The organism is Sphingopyxis sp. JAI128 (assembly GCF_014207235.1).
In the GTDB taxonomy this organism is placed as follows: Bacteria; Pseudomonadota; Alphaproteobacteria; order Sphingomonadales; family Sphingomonadaceae; genus Sphingopyxis.
Genome location: NZ_JACHDA010000005.1, coordinates 16,701 through 35,190, shown reverse-complemented (window position 1 = coordinate 35,190; position 18,490 = coordinate 16,701). Strand labels below are relative to the sequence as shown.

At 63.8% G+C, this 18,490-nt stretch carries 18 protein-coding genes; 11 read left to right on the top strand and 7 right to left on the bottom strand.

What is annotated here, in order from left to right; all coding sequences use genetic code 11:
• Window positions 1–9: 9 nt before the first annotated feature.
• The 5 genes from HDC35_RS13055 to HDC35_RS13035 all read right to left on the bottom strand — a co-directional run bounded on the left by HDC35_RS13055 (window position 10) and on the right by HDC35_RS13035 (window position 4,402).
• The gene (locus HDC35_RS13055; RefSeq protein WP_184647488.1) at window positions 10–1,026 is read right to left on the bottom strand and encodes an NADP-dependent oxidoreductase; all 1,017 of its coding nucleotides are present in this window, start codon (window positions 1,024–1,026) and stop codon (window positions 10–12) included.
• A complete protein-coding gene (locus HDC35_RS13050; RefSeq protein ID WP_184647486.1) occupies window positions 1,019–1,606 on the bottom strand; it encodes a DUF2239 family protein in 588 nt (195 codons plus the stop codon). Before HDC35_RS13050 ends, HDC35_RS13055 begins: the two co-directional genes overlap by 8 nt.
• A gap of 532 nt (window positions 1,607–2,138) precedes the next feature.
• A complete protein-coding gene (locus tag HDC35_RS13045) occupies window positions 2,139–2,408 on the bottom strand; it encodes a hypothetical protein (protein ID WP_184647484.1) in 270 nt (89 codons plus the stop codon).
• Window positions 2,409–2,414: 6 nt separating this feature from the next.
• On the bottom strand, window positions 2,415–3,431 hold the full coding sequence (locus tag HDC35_RS13040; RefSeq protein ID WP_184647482.1) for a hypothetical protein: 1,017 nt from the start codon (window positions 3,429–3,431) through the stop codon (window positions 2,415–2,417).
• A gap of 479 nt (window positions 3,432–3,910) precedes the next feature.
• Window positions 3,911–4,402 (bottom strand): GyrI-like domain-containing protein, encoded by a 492-nt coding sequence (locus HDC35_RS13035; protein ID WP_184647480.1) that lies wholly within the window; start codon window positions 4,400–4,402, stop codon window positions 3,911–3,913.
• 122 nt (window positions 4,403–4,524) lie between these two features.
• On the opposite strand from HDC35_RS13035, the gene HDC35_RS13030 reads away from it, so the two are divergent.
• The 6 genes from HDC35_RS13030 to HDC35_RS13005 all read left to right on the top strand — a co-directional run bounded on the left by HDC35_RS13030 (window position 4,525) and on the right by HDC35_RS13005 (window position 9,730).
• Entirely contained in the window at window positions 4,525–4,845 is a 321-nt protein-coding gene (locus tag HDC35_RS13030) for a helix-turn-helix transcriptional regulator (RefSeq protein ID WP_184647478.1), read from the top strand.
• The gene (locus tag HDC35_RS13025) at window positions 4,842–5,309 is read left to right on the top strand and encodes an SRPBCC domain-containing protein (RefSeq protein WP_184647476.1); all 468 of its coding nucleotides are present in this window, start codon (window positions 4,842–4,844) and stop codon (window positions 5,307–5,309) included. The genes HDC35_RS13030 and HDC35_RS13025 overlap by 4 nt, the downstream gene beginning before the upstream one ends.
• A gap of 397 nt (window positions 5,310–5,706) precedes the next feature.
• Complete coding sequence (locus HDC35_RS13020) at window positions 5,707–6,585, top strand: LysR substrate-binding domain-containing protein (protein WP_184647474.1); 879 nt, start codon at window positions 5,707–5,709, stop codon at window positions 6,583–6,585.
• Window positions 6,586–6,767: 182 nt separating this feature from the next.
• Window positions 6,768–7,244 (top strand): GNAT family N-acetyltransferase, encoded by a 477-nt coding sequence (locus HDC35_RS13015; protein ID WP_184647472.1) that lies wholly within the window; start codon window positions 6,768–6,770, stop codon window positions 7,242–7,244.
• 49 nt (window positions 7,245–7,293) lie between these two features.
• On the top strand, window positions 7,294–7,623 hold the full coding sequence (locus tag HDC35_RS13010; RefSeq protein WP_184647470.1) for an NIPSNAP family protein: 330 nt from the start codon (window positions 7,294–7,296) through the stop codon (window positions 7,621–7,623).
• 178 nt (window positions 7,624–7,801) lie between these two features.
• A complete protein-coding gene (locus tag HDC35_RS13005) occupies window positions 7,802–9,730 on the top strand; it encodes a TonB-dependent siderophore receptor (protein ID WP_184647468.1) in 1,929 nt (642 codons plus the stop codon).
• Between the two features lie 117 nt (window positions 9,731–9,847).
• Here the strand turns inward: HDC35_RS13005 and catB are convergent, their stop codons facing one another.
• Complete coding sequence (gene catB / locus HDC35_RS13000) at window positions 9,848–10,480, bottom strand: type B chloramphenicol O-acetyltransferase (RefSeq protein WP_184647466.1); 633 nt, start codon at window positions 10,478–10,480, stop codon at window positions 9,848–9,850.
• Window positions 10,481–11,219: 739 nt separating this feature from the next.
• Here catB and HDC35_RS12995 point away from each other — a divergent pair.
• The 4 genes from HDC35_RS12995 to HDC35_RS12980 all read left to right on the top strand — a co-directional run bounded on the left by HDC35_RS12995 (window position 11,220) and on the right by HDC35_RS12980 (window position 16,323).
• Window positions 11,220–12,143, top strand: a complete 924-nt coding sequence (locus HDC35_RS12995) for an endo alpha-1,4 polygalactosaminidase (RefSeq protein WP_184647464.1) — start codon at window positions 11,220–11,222, stop codon at window positions 12,141–12,143.
• Between the two features lie 55 nt (window positions 12,144–12,198).
• A complete protein-coding gene (locus HDC35_RS12990; RefSeq protein WP_184647462.1) occupies window positions 12,199–12,708 on the top strand; it encodes a hypothetical protein in 510 nt (169 codons plus the stop codon).
• A gap of 221 nt (window positions 12,709–12,929) precedes the next feature.
• Window positions 12,930–13,253 (top strand): hypothetical protein, encoded by a 324-nt coding sequence (locus HDC35_RS12985; RefSeq protein WP_184647460.1) that lies wholly within the window; start codon window positions 12,930–12,932, stop codon window positions 13,251–13,253.
• Window positions 13,254–13,365: 112 nt separating this feature from the next.
• Window positions 13,366–16,323, top strand: coding sequence for a TonB-dependent receptor domain-containing protein (locus HDC35_RS12980; protein ID WP_311770771.1), 2,958 nt, complete (start codon window positions 13,366–13,368; stop codon window positions 16,321–16,323).
• A 213-nt stretch (window positions 16,324–16,536) separates the two neighbouring features.
• Here HDC35_RS12980 and HDC35_RS12975 read toward each other — a convergent pair whose 3' ends face one another.
• Entirely contained in the window at window positions 16,537–17,400 is an 864-nt protein-coding gene (locus tag HDC35_RS12975; RefSeq protein ID WP_184647458.1) for a DMT family transporter, read from the bottom strand.
• 200 nt (window positions 17,401–17,600) lie between these two features.
• Here HDC35_RS12975 and HDC35_RS19950 point away from each other — a divergent pair, with 200 nt between their 5' ends.
• Window positions 17,601–18,143: a LysR family transcriptional regulator gene (locus HDC35_RS19950; protein WP_409437952.1), complete on the top strand. Its 543-nt coding sequence runs from the start codon at window positions 17,601–17,603 to the stop codon at window positions 18,141–18,143.
• Window positions 18,144–18,490: the final 347 nt, after the last annotated feature.

Genomic DNA, 18,490 nt, shown 5'->3' with positions numbered 1-18,490 from the left:
AATGCAGCGTCAGAACAGGCGCACAAGCTGCTTTCCGAGATTGCGTCCATGGAAGAGGCCGGCAAGCGCCGCAGGAGCCGTTTCGAGACCTGTGCTGATCGTCTCCTCGTAGCGGATGTCGCCTGAACGGACCCAGGCCAGCATCTGGTGAAGCGCCGCAGGAAACTGTGCCGCATAGTCGAAGAAGACAAAACCCTCCATCCGGGCCCGTTTGAAGGCGAGCTGCATATAGTTCGCCGGGCCTTGGCCGTAGGCCGCATCGCGGTAGCCCGACGAGATGCTTCCGCTCAGAACGACACGCGCCCCGTGAGCGATGTGATGGAGAGCCGCCTCCAGCGCCTCGCCGCCGACATTGTCGAACACGATATCGAGACCGCCGGGTGCGAGCTCGCGCAGCCGTTCGCCCAGCCTCTCCCGGCGATAATCGACGCAGGCATCGAACTTCGCAATCTCGCGGACCCAGGTGCATTTTCTCTCGTCGCCCGCAGAGCCGACCACACGGCACCCGTTCAGCCGCGCAATCTGTCCGGCAATCGATCCGACGCCGCCCGCCGCGCCGGTCACGAACACGGTCTGACCGGGTTCGGGTCTGCCTATTTCGATCATCCCGAAATAAGCCGTCAGACCGTTGACGCCAAAGACGCTCAGCATGGCCCGGGGTTCGATCCCGTCCGGGATCTTCGTGAACCCGCGCACCCCGTCGCCATCGGCGAGCACGAAGTCCTGCCATCCGGTCGGACCCACCAGCCAGTCGCCGGGGTCGAAGAGCTGGCTCCTGCTCGCGATGACCTGTCCGACCCCGGTCCCGCGCATGACGGTTCCGAGCGGGACGGGAGGAATATAGGTCTCCTGCGCGTTCAGCCAGGTCCTCTGGGTCGGGTCGATCCCGAGCCATTGCACTCGTACCAGCGCCTGGCCCTCCGCGGGCTCGGGGACCGGTAGCTCGCGCATCGCGAAATGCCGCGTCTCTACCGCCCTTTCCGGCCGGGCGACGAGGAGGAGCTGACGGTTCACGATTTCACGCATCGCCGTCTTCCTCTTCGAATGCCGCGCTCGCCAGTCGCCTGGTGTGGACCCGGATATCGTGCGGCCAATCGGCGATCAGTCCCTCGAATTGGGCCGCCTCGCCCGCATAGAGTGCGCGCGTAGCATCCTCGAAATGGGGGAGGTCACCCGCGAACACGGTCATGAAACGGTCGGTGACGGCCTGCGCCTGCCGTCGCACGTAGGGCCGGGACGTGCGCGCTTCATCGATAAGTCGGCGCAGCGAGCCGGAGGCGCCGCCCGGCTGCTGGTCGAGCCAGTCCCAGTGACGGGGGAGCAGGGTGATTTCGCGCGCCGTTACGCCGAGCCTCGGGCGTCCGCGCCCCCGGGGAGCGGTATCGACATGGGTGTCCGCGTCTTGCGCGATACGGGAGACGACGTCGTCGGCTGATCCGCGCAGATCGAGATCGAGCTGCCGCCCGGTCGCATCGTCGATTATGATCACGGGCCGGTCGACGCCTTCATCATGCGCCTGCTTGACCGCCCGGGCAACCATCTCGCGGGCGCCTGCCGCGATGCAGCGCGTGCCGAGAAATGCCGTCCAGTTCTGCCCGCTCGTCATGCGTTTCTCTTCTCCGTCCGTCTGTGGATCGCGTCGACTTTTAATCCGGGTAAAAATAAGGTCAATATATACCCGGATAAAAATAGGCGCGGGCGGCGCGCGAGGAGATATTTAGGTCCGTCTGAGCGCTTGCCAGCCCCGCCATCATGCAGATGACGCGCTTGGATGCAGTGAGCGACCGAACGCGCCCGGCAACACGAAACGCCGGTGCCGTGACAGCGCCGCTCTTATGGGAGCGTGGCGATCGACACCGGCGATCAGGGCAGTCATGTTCGTGGGGGCAGGGGCTGTTCCCTTCCGCCTCCCATCTGTGATCGCGCCGCGGTCGTAAGGCACTCCCTTCATCCGCAGTGTCCCGGCGCCATTTGCGCTGATGCGCTTCAAACGCTGCGCTGGCTCCGGCATTGCTGCGCCGAACCCAAGCTTTGCGCGCTGGCGCCCTGGGTTCCTATCGTCCGAACCTTCGGCAGCCGGCGTGGCCGTCCCTATTGTCTCGGGTAATCGGGCTTGACGCGCAGGCGCCGGCCTATGCTCAATCGCAGCTCTCGCAGCGGGTGTAATCGGGCTCGCTCCCGCCGCTCCCGCAGAAATATTCGACGAGAGCGCCGCCATTCGCGCACGTGCCGCAGCCATGATAAACGACGGTGCACTGGTCCGACGCCTCGATCCTGGCGCGCGTCGGCCCGTCTAGGCCGGCGAGGGCCCGCTCGATCAGCGAGCCGACCGCATCGTCGGCGGGGCGGCCGGCCTTGTTGCCGAGCATTGAAGGTTTGAAAGTCACGCGCGCCATTTCACTCATCATCGTCTCCTATTGAATCATCGCATAGCGGGTCCGCCACTTGACGGCGTCCCAGCCATGATAGCCATCGCTGAAATAGGTGGTGCCGGGCTCGACCTGCACCGTACCCCACCCCGCGCGCTTCCACGTCTGGTCGCCGCGGTCCTGGCGTTCGACCAGATATTCGACGCGCACCGGCACCTTGCCGACATTGGCGAGCGAGAAGCGATACGATCGCCCCTCGTCGGCCGTTCCTTCACCGAACATCGGCGGAACGGGTTTCGGCGGCGGACCCGTCGTCGGCGTTGGCCGCGGCGGTGCGGGACGGCCGGGCATCGCGCATTTGAGCTTGCGCCGCGCGTCGTCGGGCCAGTCGCGCGGGATGATCGTCACCAGGAAATTTTCCAGCCGGATCCGCGCGCCCTCCTTGTCGAAGATCGAGAAGCTGCCGTGGGCATAGAGCTTGGCCCGATATTCGGTGAAGCGCGCGACCCGGTTCGGCTGATCGACAAGAAAGCCGCCAGCGCTGATGTCGAAATCGCTGTCGCCGCGCTGCTTCGCGGTCCGGTAGGAGACGTTGCAGATCTGGTAGTTGTTGGGCGCGCGAATGACCTTGGGATCGTCGCAATCCTCGTCCCAGTCCGCATCGCATTCCCAGAAGCTGTAGCCGAAGAAGGGCATTGCCGTCTCGAACGTCTCGACGAGCCCGTCGCGCGCGATCTTGCACTGTTGCGCCATCGCCGCGTCGCGATATTCCTCGAATGTCAGCGGCACCGGCGGGATCGGTGGCACGGTGCCGTCCGGATCGGCAGACGGCGCCTTCGCAGCCGCATCGGCCTGCGCCTTCAACCCCTCATATTGGAAGCGGATGTCGGCCTGGTTCCAGCTCGGCTCGCGCGCCCACATCGCGGCAAGACCATCCTCGGCGGCACAGATCGCCGCGATGTCGGGATTTGGTTTGACGGCGTAGTAGATCTCGGGAGTCTGCGCGCGTGCCGGGCCAGCGAGGACCGCCGCCAGAAAGAACAGAATCGACCACAGACGCATCGGCTGCCCCCATATCCTGACCCGGTATTGAAGTTGCAACGGAAAGGCGCGCCGAGCAAGACCATGCGAGCCGTCCACCCGAGGGACATGCTTATCGGCAACAATTGGAGGGTGCCCGGCGAAAGACGACGCTCTTCGGCGAACTGGCCTGTCGCGTCGCCATTCTATTCATGGATGACCCGCGGGCACCCTGGTGGCGCTGATCGCAACTTGAGCGGAGAAGCCAGATTCGCCCGCATACTGCGGGGGAGATTCCGGGGGGACATGCAGAAGGAAAGACGCTGCGCGAGGGGAAATTCCGCGTATCGACGTCGCTGGCGGAGCGGGGACGACAACCGAAAGACAGCGCGGGCGAGGTCTGATAAGCACGGTGTGTGCGACGCAGATTCCTCTGCGCGAGCCGACACAAAATCTGGCGTTGTTGGCCCGGCACTTGATGCGTCGGGCACTCGCCGCACCCCGCGTGAGTAGCGCCGTTCTCAAATCAGCTTGAACAGGATCTCGGTCTGCCACCGCGCAGCATCGGTGTTATCGTCGGGCCCGACGCGATAAATTTCGAGCCGGCAACCGAACCGGTCGCCGGTCGGGGTGCCCTGCACGTCAATTGCCCGCTCACTTTGCTCCACCCACTTCAGAAGTGCCGCGTTGGCGTCGACCAAGCCACCGTAGTCACCGGTCCAGACGGCAGAAGCGTAGTCGCCCGCCGGCAGGACTCCTCTTTCGAGATCGTCGACAGGGTCATCGGCGATGGCGACGAGGGCACCGAATTCCACATCGAGCGTCCGTTCCATGTCGATGCGGCGATACCGGATAATCGAAACACCGGCCTCGTCGGGCTCATTTTTCCCCAGAAGGTCGCGCAGCCGGGAAAACTCGGACGACACGTCCTCAAGATCCGCCATCGAAACGGTACGAGCCAGATAGACATACGGCTCGTCGGCGCGTTTGATGATCCGGGGCTTGCTTAGCATGTTCACTGTTCCTCTCTTCGCATCGGAGTAAAATCGCGAGACTGGGCGACGATCCCGTCCCAGGAGCCATTACCGCGTGGCACTCGACAATAACAGGATTGGGAACTATTTGGTTCCCTATTATGCATTCTCTGGACGATGTCTTCGCCGCGCTCGCCGACCCGACCCGGCGCGCGATTCTCATCGCCCTGACACACGGCGAAGCCACGGTCGGCGAACTCGCGCAGCCCTTCGCCATGACGCCACGCGCGGTCGCGAAGCATATCGATGTTCTTCATAAGGCAGGCCTCGTCGACCGACGGCGCCTCGGCCGGCGAACGATCGCAAGCCTGCGTCTGGGCGCCATGAAAAACGCACAGTCATGGATCGAGGATTGGCGCAGCGGCTGGCTCGACCGGTTCGACAATCTGTCGCGGCATCTCGCCAAAAAGGAGGCAGAATGAAGTTTCGGGAGAACCTTCAGATTGATCTTTGGTTCGCGGCGGTGCCCGCGCGGGTTTACGCGGCATGGACCGAACCCCGCCTCCTCGCCCAATGGTTCGCTGCGCACGACTGGGAGGTCGTGGACGCCGAGTTCGTGCCGGCTGCCGGTTCGTCCTGGCGGATCGAATTTGCGCACCCCGACGGGGGCCGATATGTCGAAGAAGGCGAGGTGGAGCGCGCGGAACCCTTTTCGCTTCTCGAAATGACCCTGCGGCAGACCGGATTGGGCCCGGACCCATCCGAGACAGTCGTACGCGTGACCATTGCTCCGGAACGTGGCGGAACGCGTATGAGGTTCGAGCAATCGGGCCGCTTCACGGAGCCGTCGCGTTCGTCAAGCGATGTCGGCTGGCGGACGTGTTTCGAGAAGCTGCGTCTGTCCTTCTCGCTCATTCGGAGCAAAATGCCGGACTCTGGCACCTGACCCATGTCGCTTCGGGCGTTCGCTGGCGTCTTGTCATTCGGCCGCCCGCGAAGCTGCCGAACGCAAGGGCGTGACTCGTCGCTGGAATGGTCGGTGACGCGATGATTGGCGACATCCGGATCGCCTGTCTTCCGGACAGGCGCTTTGATCAAGCCGCCGCTCGCGACCTTCGTCAGCTCGGCCCGCCGACATCGTTGGGACCGCACATGCCTTGGAACGTGGCCATCCATTGGGTGGGCCGGACCGGACTGCCGGCCGGTTGCCAGAGATTGGTGCGGGAGGTCGATCGTCACCGACCGCTATTGTTCCCGAACTTCCAAAACGCGGAATTGCAAAAGCATCGGCTTGTGTGGTGACGTTGACAAATGCGACATCTAGGGCATGAAATGCGCAATCAATGCACAGCTTTGACAATCTTCCGCCCTTCGATGCCATCGTCGCTGCGCTTGCGGCCGCAGAGGAGAGAAGTTTCTCCGGCGCGGCGGAGAGGCTGGCGCTGACGCATGGCTCGGTGAGCCGCCGGATCGCGCAGCTCGAGCATTGGCTGGGCGCCCCGGTCTTCGAGCGCCTTCCGCGCGGCGTTGCGCCTACGCCGGCTGGCCAGCGTTTCCTCGCCGATGCGTCGCGGGCGGTGGCAATGCTGCAACGGAGCGGCGAACGCTGGCGCCCGAGAAAGGGCCGTTCGGTCGTCAGGCTTAGCGTCGTACCATCGATCGCACGCCTTGTTCTGCTTCCTGCGCTCGCCGACCTTCAGGGTGACGACCTCTCGATCGAGCTCATCGTCGAGCATCGTCCGAGTGATGTCGAGGCAAAGGAATCCGATATCGCGATCCGGTACGGGAGAGGGCGGTACGAGGGTGTCACGAGCGAATTGCTCCTGCGCGAGCGTCTGGTACCGTGCGCCAGTCCCGGTCTGGCGGCGAGGATCGACCGGGCCGACCCCTCGTCCCTGCTCGCTCATCCGCTGATCCACGACTCCAATCCCGACCATTGGCGAAGCTGGCTGCGGACTCAGGGGATCGACTATCGTCCCCGCGCGCAGGATCGTCGGTTCGAAGATTATGACCTCGTGCTCCAGGCCGCCGCGGCGGGACTTGGGCTGGCGATGCTGCGCATTCCGACCGCACGCGACCGCTACGGCGAGGAGATCCTCTTGCCGATATCGGAAGACACGATCGACAATCCCCTCGCACATTACATGGTTTCGCGCGAGAGCGAGGTCCGTGGGCATGTGCTGGAAGCCAGGACGCGTATTCGCCGGCTGTTCGAGCGTTGAGCCGCCGGCAGGGCCCCGTTCGGAGTGATGTCCGTGCGCCGAAAGAAGCGTGATAACCGTATCAAACCGTAACGCGGGCCTCTTCCGGTTGGTGCGCCGTTCCAACCCGCGGTATCGCGCTGTCCGATTTCTTCGGCTCCCCTCCTTCCGCGCCGCCGCGCCATAGCAGTAAGGAACTGTGCATGTTCGAATTACGCGAGGACGACCTGTCGAGCGACCAGACCCGGGAGCTCCTCGAACTCCACCTCGAAGGAATGCGGAAGAGCTCGCCGCCCGGCAGTGTCTTTGCCCTCGATCTGACGGGTCTCAAGGCGCCGGCGGTTACCGTCTGGTCGGCATGGGAAGGCGAGCGTATCGCAAGTATCGGCGCGATGAAGCGGCTCGCGGATGGCACCGCCGAGGTGAAATCGATGCGCACCCATCCCGACTTTGCCCGGCGCGGTGCCGCCCAGCTTCTCCTCGACCGGATCATAGCGGCGGCAAAGGAATCGGGCGCTTTGCGGCTCAGCCTGGAAACCGGAAGCGGCCCGGCATTCGATGCCGCGCTTGGCTTGTACCGACGCAACGGATTCGCGAATGGCGCGCCTTTCGCGGATTATGAGCAGAGCGCATTCAACCAGTTTCTCCATCTCGAATTGACGCAGGCACCGCCGCCATGAAGTCCGACCGGGATTCGACTTCTCATCGCTGGAAGCAAGGAAACATCCGATGATCACATGTGTCGTTGAATATCAGGTGGACCCCGCCAAGATCGCCGCCTTCGAGACATTCGCACGCGCCTGGATCTATCTCGTGGGAAAGAATGGCGGCGTGCATCACGGCTATTTCCTGCCGGGCGAGGGCGCGAGCGACCGCGCGATCGCGCTTTTCAGCTTCGAGAGTTTCGCCGCGTATGAAATCTACCGCGGTCTGTTCGGGAAGGATCCCCTGTTCATAAGAGCCGATCGGCTTCGCGACGAGAGCGGCTGTGTCCTGCGATACGAACGCAGCTTCATGCGCCCGCTTCTGCCGTCCGACGTCACCGATTTTCCCGACTGAAGGCGACAGCCGACGCGGGCTGCGCCGGAGGGCAGAGGGACCGCGTCGCGCATGGCTTCGATCGTCTAGCCAGGAATCACTGCTTTGCGGCCGTCTTGGCCCGACCCGTGCGCTCGATGCACAGGTGGCCTTCGATCCCATGGCTGTCTCGGGACTCCGGCAAATGCCATCGGGAGGCATGTCAAATCTGTCCCTGCGCGCCGCAACGGCGCTTCTTCTCCCGATCCCGCTCGCAACCCTGGCACCAGCCCACGCGCAACGCGTGGACGAGAATGCCGTGTCGGATGCCGAGGATGCCTTCGGTTCGAACATCGGCGGCGAGACGCTCGGTATCTACAGTCCTTCCGAGGTGCGCGGCTTCTCGCCGACCGACGCGGGCAACGTCCGCATCGAGGGGCTCTACATCGACCGGCAGACCGAGCTGACGAGCCGTCTCGTGGCCGGCAACCGCATCCGCATCGGTCCGTCGGCCTTAGGATATGCGTTCCCGGCACCGTCGGGGGTTGCCGACTATCGTCTGCGCGCCGCGGGCGACGATCTGGTGCTGAGCACAGCGGCCAAGGTCACCAGCTTCGGCGGATGGGAGGTCGAGGCCGATGCCCTCGTCCCGCTCGACGGTCGCCGCCTCGGGCTTGCCGCGGGGGCCGGCTTTTACAGCAACGCCTTTCAGTACGGCAACAGCAACAAGGTGACCTCGATTGCCGCCTCGCTTGCGTGGCGGCCGGGATCGCAAACCGAGATCAAGCCCTTCTGGAGCCGTATCCAGGTCGACGACGAGGAAAGCTATCCGATCGTGATCGGGAACGGCCGCGAACTGCCCGAGCGGATGAGCCGGCGGCGGTTCCTCGGTCAGGATTGGGCCGACTATGAAGTCGAGCGCATCACCTATGGCGCCGTGGGGCGCACGCAGCAGGGCTCCCTCGTCCTTCGTGCCGGGGCGTTCCGGTCGGCCAATATCGCCGACGAGGGGCACACGGTCCTGCTCGACGCGGCAGCGCCGGGGATGCTCGCGGCGCGCAGCGTGATCGCGAGCCCGCGCCGCAGCAACGCCTCGACGAGCGGCGAAATCTCGCTGGCGCGACCGTTCGCGATCGGAAGAAGCCGGCACGAGCTTCGCCTCTCGGTGCGGGCGCGGCGCCAGGCGCGATATTATGGCGGTTCGGACCGGGTCGATATCGGCCCGGCACCCTTCGACGAGGCTCTGCCGGTCGCGCGGCCCGGCTTCAACTTCTCCGAGCGCACCAGCGATCAGGTCCGGCAGTGGACCGCGGGACTTGCCTATCAGGGGCTGCTCGCTGGCGTGGGTCAGCTCAATCTCGGGATCCAGCGCACCGGCTATGAAAAAGCCGTGACAGTGCCGGACGGGGTGCTTCCGGTGTCGCGCGCGCGCCCATGGCTTTTCAATGCCGCGGCGGCGTTCGAGATCACCCCGTCGCTCGCGCTTTACGGGGGGATGACACGCGGGCTCGAGGAAAGCGACGTGGCGCCCGAGACGGCGGTGAACCGTGACGAGGCGCCGCCTGCGATCCGGACGCGGCAGTTCGATGGCGGGCTGCGGTGGCGCCTTGGCGGGATGACGCTGATCGCGGGGGCGTTCGACATCCGAAAGCCCTATTACGGGCTCGACACGGCGAACGTCTTCCGCCGGCTCGGGAGCGTCAACCATCGTGGTGCCGAAGTGTCGTTGAGCGGCTCGCCGGCCGACGGGCTCACGCTCGTCGCGGGCGGCATGCTGCTCGACGCGACGATCGCGGGCACTGAGGTGGCCGCCGGCGCGATCGGCCAGCGGCCCATCGGCACCCCGTCGCGGACCCTGGCAGCCAATGTCGACTATCGCCTTCCGGCCGTTCCCTCGCTGTCGGTCGATGTCGCACTCCAGCACGCCGGACGGCGCTACGCCGACGCTGCGAACGACGTCCGCGTGCCGTCGCGGACGCTTGTCGACGTCGGAATTCGGTATCGCTTCCGCGTCGCGAAGCTTCCCGCCGTCGTCCGCCTCCAGGCGACGAACCTGTTCGACGTCTACGGATGGGATGTCGAAGGCAATAATGCATTCGCCTACATCCAGAGCCGCCGCCTGACGGCGCGGCTGGTCGTTGACATGTAGCCCGTTCCGCCACGCTTGCGCAGGCAGATCGCCGCTTCGACTGAGAGAGCTGACGGACGGTTGCCAGCCGAACCGCGGTCGATGGACCAGCGCGCTTGGCGCTGGCCCATCGCCCCGTCAGTCCGACGCCGAAGGCGCGCGCAGTTCGCGCAAGCGCTCCACGTCCCCGCTGCAGAGGATGGGCATGGCGGCCCTCAATTGCGCATCGGACCAGTCCCACCATCTGAGCTCGAGCAGGTGCGCGACCAGCTCATCGTCGAAGCGCTGCCGGATGAGGCGTGCGGGATTGCCGCCGACAACTGCGTAGGATGCGACGTCGCGTGTCACCACCGCCCGGGTGGCGATCACCGCGCCGTCGCCGATCGTGATGCCGGGCATGACGATCGCCTCCGAGCCGATCCAGACGTCGTTGCCGACGACCGTGTTGCCGGCGGCCCTGTAGCCGTTGGATGCACCCTCGAAGGCCGGCACGTCGGGCATCCGGTAGAAGGGGAAGGTGCTGATCCAGTCTTGCCCATGCCCCTGGTTGCCGGCCATGATGAACGCCGCGCCCGAGCCGATCGAGCAGAAGCTGCCGATGATCAGCTTGTCGGCGCCCTCGTCCGGCAGGAGAAAGCGGGCGCAGTCCTCGAATCCGTGGCCGTGATAATAGCCCGAATAATAGCTGTACCGCCCCACCTCGATGTTGGGATGGGTGACCTGGCGGTCGAGCGTGATGCCCTTGAAGGGGCTTTCGAAATAATTGGTCATGATATTCGTCCGGAAGACCGGCGCCGGGCGCCGGCGGCATTCAAGCCATGCGGCATTCAAGCCATGCATCATTCTGCCGGCGCCGCTGCTTGTCGGCGCCGTTGCTGGTCCTCGCGCTTCACGCGCGGGACGCGGTCAGATGGTACAGGGGGCGGACTTCATGGCCGCGTTTGTAACCGTCCAGGCGCGCCGCGGCAATGTCCGGCGAGGCCGAAGCGCGGACATGGAGCTTTCCAACTGGCTGGGCGGCAGTCCGGCCTGCGACGCGCGCGCGGGGTATCCCGGAAGAGTAACCAGCTCCCGCTTGCGGATGTAGCTCGCCGGCGCGCGGCAAAGTTGGCACAATATCGGACAACTCCCGCCCCCTTCGCCGGCGACGCATCTGTCGGACGGTATGGTTTGACCATCCGCCGCGCGCCTGTCGCGTCATCATGGCCCGCCGATAAAGTGAGCAGACCGCGAGCACGACGCACGTTCGAGCGAGCGGGCATCTCGTCTCGAGGCTCTGAAAAGGTGAGGGGACGGTCAGCCGGTCATGAGCCTGAGTGATGGCTTTTTGCGCGCAAGGAGCGTTGGCGGCGCACCGCGGCGTGAGCGGACGGGCAGCGTGTGTCGGGCGGCCTCGCCTTCATCAGGGCGATTTGGTGGCCGAAGGGTCTCGCAAAGGTCTCAAGGGCCGGGACGGCGGTGAGCCCGTCGGGGGGATGGACCGGAGATTTTACATCGGAGGTGAGTGACAATGCTCGATACGTCAGCGCAATATTGTCTGGGTATCTTCCAGGCCTTCCTGTTCTTTGTCGCCGTCTCGGGCGGCACGCCGCAAACAGCGGAATGGTGGCAGCCGACCGCCGAGAAGCCTCTCGCGCTCCACTGGGTCTTGGGCGGCCCGCTCAACATCGACAATCCGAAACAGATGGGCTTGCGGGACTTTGCCGGGAACCCGCTTCCCGAGCCCGATATCTACGACATCGACGGCGAGGCCAACACCGGAGAAACCGTTCGCTTCCTTCACAACCGCGGCAAGAAGGTCATCTGCTACTTCGATGCCGGCGTCTACGAAACCTATCGGCAGGACGCCTATAAGTTCCAGGCCCTCACGCCGCAGATATGGGGCAAGGACGACTTGGGCTGGCCGGGCAGCTACTGGCTCGACATTCGTCGCATTTCGGAACTCGAACCGATCATGAAAGCGCGCATGCAGATGTGCAAGGACAAGGGGTTCGATGCCGTCGATCCCGACGAGATCAATGGCTGGGAAAATGACTCCGGCTTTCCGCTAACCTTCGACGACCAGCTTGCCTACAATCGTGCACTCGCCGGCTGGGCGCATGATCTCGGCCTGTCGATCGGACAGAAGGGCGATATTGCCCAGACGCGCCAGCTCGCCGATTATTTCGACTTCATGCTGAACGAGGAATGCTTCCAGTACGACGAATGCACCGATCCGTGGGATTCCGTCACCGGCGAGTTCGTCGTCGGTCTCCAGCGCTACGTCGAGCAGAACAAGGCGGTCTTCATCGCCGAGTACAAGAATTACAACGCCGCGAAATGGGCGAAGATCTGCGCGACGTCGACCGCGCAGCGGTTCAACACCACCCGCTGGAAACTGGGCATGCCGAACAACGGCGGGCGCATGCCTTGCTCGACTGCGTCCACATGGTGAGCGGACCGCCAGTCGCAGCCTGTCGCTCGTCATCTATCGCGGGAAGGGAAACAGCATGAAAGGCGGCGTCTTCTCGCGCATCGTGAGACGGGTTGCGACCTGGTCTCGAACGGGGGAATCGGGATCGGCAAATCTGTCATCCACGCCGCGCATCGTCGCAGAGGCCGTGTCGGCCGGGAAGGACATCGCCGACCGGCTGCGGGACGTGGGCTTCCGAACCGACTTCACGCTTTGCAGCCTCTATGAAATCGACCGGCTGTTCGATCGCGATGCGCCTGCTGGCGTGGCGCGCCCCGGGGGACTGTTCTCCGAGAATGTCGGTTTCAGCCTGTTCGCGCTCGGAGGCTATGTCGGGCTGACGCTTCTGCGTGAGCTTGGAGGGGAGTGGGTCGGCGACGACCGCGATCCCGAGGGCGAGATCAACATCAGCCTGAAGCTTTCGGATGGAAGCATTGTCTGGCCCGTGCAACGCATCATGATGCGCTTCCGGGACGGCGCCGAATATGGCGTCGGGGATTATGGCGCGGTTCTCGGCAGGAGTTTTTCCGCGTCAAGAAAGCCATAAAGGCGGCCGCCTCGGTAAGACCATGCAGAGATTTCGGCCCAGTCGTCGGAAATCCAGCCAGGCGGCCCATGTCAACCCTGGCTGGCGTCGCTGGCGCGTCCGGAGGCTCCAACCTCGAAATAGCGGCGGACGCGGGCATCGCTTGCCTGCCTGGCGAGTGGTCGGTTGTCGGCGCGTGCACAGGTCCAGGATGTTTCGGAGAGTATGCGGCAAATGGTCGAATGACGCTGTCCGGCGGCCTTCGCGCGACGTTTGCGGCGATCTATACCGACGCGATGAGAATGATCGCTTCCCTGCACGCCGCTGCTCTCGCCTCGTCTATTCATGGCGTCGTGACCCCGGCGGCAGCGTTGGAAGCTCCATCAAACTGCTCGGCTGACGGTGCCTCCTATATCTGTCGGATCATAAACCCCGACATGCGCGGGGAAAGTACGGGATACCGCCTGCTTCCTGGCGCCAGCAATGAGCGGGGGCCGCTTGATACTGCCCAGCTCGCTTTTGCGATGCCTCCCAATCTGCCGACCCGCCCGAGACTGCCCGGCTGATCGTGCATCCGGACGCGCGCCGGCTCGGTATTCGGACGATCCTCGATGATCCATGCCTTTGACCGCCCGGCGTATTCTTCGCCTTCTTTCTAATAGCTAGGGAAACTTTACCGTGAAAAATACCTTCGACCGGAGTCTGCGGCTTGGCGCAGCGCCGTTGGCCATTGCTGCGATGTTCGCGTCCGTTCCCGTCCTCGCGCAGGATCAACCGGTGGCAGACGCGGTGGACGAAAGCGATGTCATCGTCGTTACCGGCTCGCGCATCGCTCGCCCCGAATTGTCGTCGCCCAACCCGGTGCAGGTCATCAGTGCCGAGACGATCCAGCGGACCGGCAATGTCAATCTGACCGACTATCTGGTCGAAAATCCCGCGTTGCTGGGTTCGACGACCAATATCGACGTTGCGGGTTCGAATCTTCCGAATGCCCAGCTTGTCGGGGTCAATACCCTCGATCTTCGCAATCTCGGCAGCAGCCGCACGCTGGTGCTCGTCGATGGACGGCGCCACGTCGCCGGTATTCCCGGCAATGCCGCCGTCGATATCAACACCATCCCGACCGACCTGGTCGAGCGCGTCGACGTGCTGACCGGGGGCGCCTCGGCCATCTACGGTGCCGATGGCGTCACAGGGGTCGTGAATTTCATTCTGAAGAAGGATTTCGAGGGCTTGCGCGTGCGCGCGCAAACCGGAATTTCGCAGCGCGGCGATGCGGGTGACCGCTACGTCGCGGCGACCTTCGGGAAGAATTTCGCCGAGGGGCGAGGCAATGTCACTCTCGCCTATGAGTTCAACGAAACGGACCGTTTCAGCCAGAGTCAGCGGCTGAACTACGGTCGCACCGGACCGTCCTATGCGTTTGTCCGGAACAATCAGGACTTCCCCGACGATCCCAACGTCCCGGACCGCGTCCTCTACAGCAATCTGACCTGGGCCGACAGCTGGATGGGCGGGGCGATCGACCTGGATTTCGACGGGGTTCCCGATCGCACCGGCGAAGGGGGCGTTTATGATCGCGGCATCGCCCTCCCGGGCGGTGGCGGCCTCGCCATTGGCGGGACCAATACCCCGCGCGAAATCTATTATGGCGATTATATCCCTTACTCTCGTCGGCATATCGCCAATCTGATGGCGCGCTACGAAGTCAGCCCTGCGCTCGAATTCTATGCCGAGGGCAAATATGTCCGGTCGACAGCGAACACTTTCGCACAGCCGACATATGACTTTTATACCGAGTTGCTGCCGGGCAATCCCTTTCTGATCGAGCGTTTCGGCGCCGCGGGCGCCGATGGGGCGCTTTTCAGCCGCGACAATTTCGATTTCGGGGTTCGCCAGTCAGAGATGGACCGCGAGTTGTGGCGCACGGTGGTCGGTGCCACCGGAGACATTGGTTCGGGCCTCAGATATGATATTTCTTACGTCTTCGGTCAGTCGACCCAGAAGGCGACCAATCGCAATGATCGCCTGACCGATCGTTACTATGCTGCGCTCGACGCGGTCACCGATGCAAACGGCAATGTTACCTGCCGGATCAACCTTCCAGGTGAGACAGAAATCTACGGTGGCAACTACGGTGGGCAGCCGACGTTCAACGGTGCTCCCGTGACGTTCCGCCCGGGCGAGTGTGTTCCCCTCAATATTCTGGGCCAAGGCGCGCCCTCGCAGGCCGCGCTCGATTTCGTGACCGTCGACCATAGCGACTGGGCTCGTATCCGGCAGCACGTCGTGTCGGCATCCTTGTCGGGCGACACCGGGTCTTTCTTCCGGCTGCCTGGCGGACCTGTGGGCTTTGCGATCGGCGCCGAGTATCGCAAGGAAAGCAGCCATTCGATCCCGTCCGATTTTACGCAAGCTGGCCAGTTGATGGACAGCTCGCAGGCGTTCGTCGATCGGGGCAGCTTCGACGTCAAGGAAGTTTTCGGCGAAATCAACCTGCCGCTGCTGAGGGACGTGCCTTTCGCGCACGATCTGTCTGTCGGCGGCGCGGTCCGCCTTTCAGACTATTCGACGGTGGGCACCACCACCACCTGGAAGGTGGACGGGACCTGGTCGCCGGTCCGCGACATCTTGTTCCGTGCCACCTACTCGCAGGCGGTCCGCGCGCCCAATATCACCGAATTGTTCGCGGCGACGTCGGGAACCTACGAGTTCATCACCGACCCGTGCGGAACCGATCGGCTGGCGGAAGGAACCGAATATCGGGCGGCCAACTGTTCGGCTGCCCTGACTGCGGTCGGCATCAATCCTGCGACGTTCAACCCGGCAGGCGATCAGACCTCACCGCAGAACAGCAGCCTTCTCGGCACGCAGGGCGGCAACCGCTATCTCAACGAAGAGACGGCGAAAACCTGGACGGCTGGTCTCGTTATCCGGCCGGGCTTCGTTCCCGGCCTTTCAATCACGGCAGACTGGTACGACATCCGCTTGAAGCAGGCGATCCAGTATTCGACCGCCCAGGACATCGTCGATCTCTGTTACGACCAGCCGACGCTCGACAACGTCTACTGCAGTGCAATCGAGCGCAGCCCCACGACCGGATATGTTTTCGACTTTTCGGTGATTCCCGCAAATGTGGCATCGTTCCGGACGTCCGGACTGGACGTCGTTGTCAACTATGGATTCGAGCCGTTCGACAATGCCGGGAAGTTCAACCTCCGTGTCGCGGGAAATTATCTCCACAAGCTCTCCTTCGTGCCGAGCCTTGGCGCGGAACCGGAGAATGAGATGCAATTGGCTGTCTACCCGGCGCCCCGGTATAGCGGTACGTTCGACCTGAGCTGGACGAAGGGGCCGGTAACGATCAACTACGGCGTGGACTGGTTCTCGAAGACGCGCCGCGTCACGCGCGAGCAGGAAGCGGCAAATCCCGACTACATCGAACCGGGCTATTTCTGGTACAGCGACAAGCTGAACCAGCGGCTCTACGCCAGCCTGGAGGTCGGCGACCGCTTTCAGATCTACGGCGGCATCAACAATCTTTGGGACCGCAAGCCGGATGTCGGCGCCGTTGCCTATCCGATCAGCGCCGAAGGCCGGTCCTTCTTCGTCGGGATCAAAGCCACAGTCTTTTGATCGAAGATAGCGTCGGAAATGGAAAGGCCGGGGCCGCCGCCTCGGCCTTTCTCTTCGGTATGGCGGGACCGAACATTGATCATTGTCGCGACGCGCAATCCCGTTTCAGCACCGCGCTAACGATCGCTCCCTGAACTTCGACGTTAAATACTGCTGGACCGGAAACGGCGACGGCGGGCGGCTGATGCGGAATGACGCCGAGCCTCCGTCTCCCTATTCCGCACTTTTTGATGCAACCACCAGACCTGCAACAGCAAGCACACCACCCACCACGACAGCTGGACGGAAGGGTTCGAGACCGGCCGACCATTCCATGATCGCCGCCACCGGCGCCATCAGGAAGAGGAACTGCGACGCGCGGGCCGCGCCGAGATCGGCCAGCGCGACCATCCACAGGAAGTAGGCGAGAACGCTGGCAAAAATCGCGAGATAAGCGAGTGGTACGAGTAGATCCGGATGTCTCACGACGTCGCCCAACGCGCCGGGCGCCCACGGAAAAAGAATCAGCCCGCCGGCTACCATGGTCGACAATGCGGCCGAAAGCGGGCCAAGCCGAGCCACAAGCGGGCGCTGAATCACGAAGTAGATGCCCGACAGGGAGGCGGCAGTTATGCAATATAGCATGCCAGATGCGCTTCCCGCGACATCGGGGAGCGCTGCCACCAAAGCCAGCCCGGCGGCCGAAATGCAACAGCCCGCGACGAAGCGAAGGTTGGGACGCTTGCCTTCAAGAAGCCACGAGGCGAGGGCGGCAAATAGCGACTGCGTGGCAACGACGAAAGCGGCGACGCCGGCGCCGACATGCTGTTCGCCGGCGCCCAGCAGTATGTTATAAAGCGCGATGCCGACCAGACCACAAAGCAGGATGCGGGGCAGATCAGCGCGTACCGGACGGACGCGCGGCGCCATTGCAAGCCAGACGGAGCCCGCGAGCCCGGCGATCGCGAACCGGGCAGCAGCGAGAGGCATTGGGGCAATGCTATCCACTGCGTAGCGGATGGCAAGGAACGACCCGGCCCAGAGGAAGATCGTGGCGATGGCTGCGCCGATCGGCGCAGCGCGTACGGCCCCGCTCATCGAAGAGTGGCTTCACCGATGGGGGGGCGAGCGACGCGGTGCAGGCAAGCCGCGGGTCGAGCGGATGAAGCGCACTCACCGCGGTCGGACGGCCGTACGGCGAACGAGCATGACGTTGCAGAAGGATCGTATCTCATTCCCCGGTTCTGATGCGACGCTGCTTGTTGACATAGAGAGCAGGTTGGTAGTTTTATGTGCATATGACGCACAGCTTGGACAATCTGCCGCCGTTCGACGCGATTGTCGCGGTACTCGTTGCCGCCGAGGAGGGCAGTTTCTGGAGCCCCGCGGAGCGGCTGTCGCTCACTCACGGCTCGGTCAGCCGCCGGTTAGCGCAGCTGGAGCATTGGGCTGGGCGCGCTGATCTTCGACCGGCTACCCCGCGGCGTCGCCGCTACTCCGGCGGGTCAGCACTTCCTCGCCGACGCCGCGAAGCCTGTGCACAAGTCTGTTCAGCCGGTTTCGGATTTCTGGTTGGGAACGACGTCCGGCGGAACTGCAAGAATGCCTTCGAGAAGCGTTTCGAGATGACGCCTGCAAGCGTCCGCTCGCTATCCGCGCTTGCCGACCAAAACGTCCCAGAGCGACGAGGACGTGAGGGGGCAGATGAGATCGGCAGCTGTCTCGATCGCGATCCGCCCTTAGCTCTTTGTGGTGGGCCAGCCGCTCCGCCGCAAAGATGCACCCCGCCAGCCTGTCGGCCTGTCGATCCTCCCAGACAGCTTTCGGGCGATCGGCTATGACAGCGGCTGGTCCGCTCTCAGGCAGTGGCCCGCCGAATGGCTGCAATATCCTGCGCGAACATTCCATCAGACTGCATGTCGAGGCATTTAACGGCCCTGAGATTGTGGCCAGCGTTTTGTTCATCCTGTCCGAGCAGGAGGTGACGTCGGTCGAGATCGAATACTGTCGGGACAGTCGTAGAACCGGGGTCGTCGTCACTGCCGCCCGGCAGCTGGAGCCGACGGCTCGGCTTCGTCGCAGAGTCAAGGCGGTCAGGCGCGTTCGGCGGACGGACTATCCCTTGCCGACGGCCGTCTGCTCGATGTCGGCTGGAAGAAGCGCGGCCGTCAACTCTGACCGGAATCGC